2 protein-coding genes are annotated in these 1,192 nt (G+C 64.7%); one reads left to right on the top strand and one right to left on the bottom strand.

Going from position 1 to position 1,192, the window contains the following annotated elements:
* Nucleotides 1-19: 19 nt before the first annotated feature.
* Nucleotides 20-502, bottom strand: a complete 483-nt coding sequence (locus tag ACNPM4_RS08955; protein WP_017201416.1) for a CarD family transcriptional regulator — start codon at nucleotides 500-502, stop codon at nucleotides 20-22.
* A gap of 135 nt (nucleotides 503-637) precedes the next feature.
* Between ACNPM4_RS08955 and ACNPM4_RS08950 the strand changes: the two genes are divergently transcribed.
* Nucleotides 638-1,165 (top strand): DNA modification methylase, encoded by a 528-nt coding sequence (locus tag ACNPM4_RS08950; RefSeq protein WP_448985438.1) that lies wholly within the window; start codon nucleotides 638-640, stop codon nucleotides 1,163-1,165.
* Nucleotides 1,166-1,192 lie beyond the last annotated feature (27 nt).

Genomic DNA, 1,192 nt, shown 5'->3' with positions numbered 1-1,192 from the left:
CCCCCCCTTCGCAGAGAACTCAGGAGGCGAGGACCTCGTCGAGCAGTGCGCCCGCCTTGTCCTCGTCGGTCTTCTCCGCGAGCGCGAGCTCGGAGATGAGGATCTGACGAGCCTTCGCCAGCATCCGCTTCTCCCCCGCGGACAGGCCGCGGTCCTGGTCGCGGCGCCACAGGTCGCGGACGACCTCGCTCACCTTGATGACGTCTCCGGAGGCGAGCTTCTCGAGGTTCGCCTTGTACCGACGAGACCAGTTGGTGGGCTCTTCGGTGAAGGGTGCACGCAGCACCTCGAAGACATGATCGAGACCTTCTTTTCCGATCACGTCGCGAACGCCGACCAGGTCGACATTCTCAGCAGGAACCTCGATGATGAGATCGCCCTGGGTGACGTTGAGCTTCAGATATTTCTTCGCCTCACCCTTGATGATGCGCTCCTTGACCTCGATGATGGTCGCAGCGCCATGGTGGGGATAGACGACGGTTTCGCCAACCTCAAAAAGCATAAAAACGTGTCCTTTCGGCAACCTCAAGGATACCACAGGGGAGATGCGCTAAGGTTCGCGCCCCCTGGGCCCCGGGGCCGTCACGACTTACCCATAGAATGGATGCGGACATCCCGCCGGACCTCAGGAGGACCCGTGAAATCGCGCCTTGTTGCGTCTGCTGCGCTCAGCGCTCTCGTTCTGCTCGGCGCCACCGGGTGCACATTCATCACTCCTCAGTCCACGAAGACCGAGTACGCGGCCTCCGACGGAGTGAACATCTCCGACGCCGACGGCCCGATCGATGTGCGCAACGCCCTCGTCATCGCCACCGACGACGGCTCGGTCGGCAACTTCATCGCCGGCATCGTCAACCCGACCGATGAGAGCGCCACGCTCACCATCGCCCTCGCGGACAGCGAGCCGTTCACCGTCACCGTTCCGGCGGGTAGCACGGTGAGCCTCGGCGCCGACGAGGAGCCGCTGCGCATCGTCGGCCTCGACACCATGCCCGGCGCGACCGTCGAAATGCACTTCCAGTCGGGCGACTCCACGGGCGTCAAGGCCGAGGTGCCCGTGCTCGACGGCTCGCTCCCCTACTACGCAGACCTGGTCCCCTCGGAGTCGGTACCCACTCCGACCCCGATGCCGACCGACACGGCAGCTCCGGCACCTGCGGACTGACCGTCCGCACGGAACACGCAAGAGGCC

This window comes from Microbacterium umsixpiens, assembly GCF_053543675.1.
This window is presented reverse-complemented; position numbering and strand designations above follow the sequence as displayed.

Coding starts and splice junctions, on each gene's coding strand:
- ACNPM4_RS08955 (WP_017201416.1), bottom strand. CDS start 502: ATGCTTTTTGAGGTTGGCGAAACCGTCGTCTATCCCCACCATGGCGCT.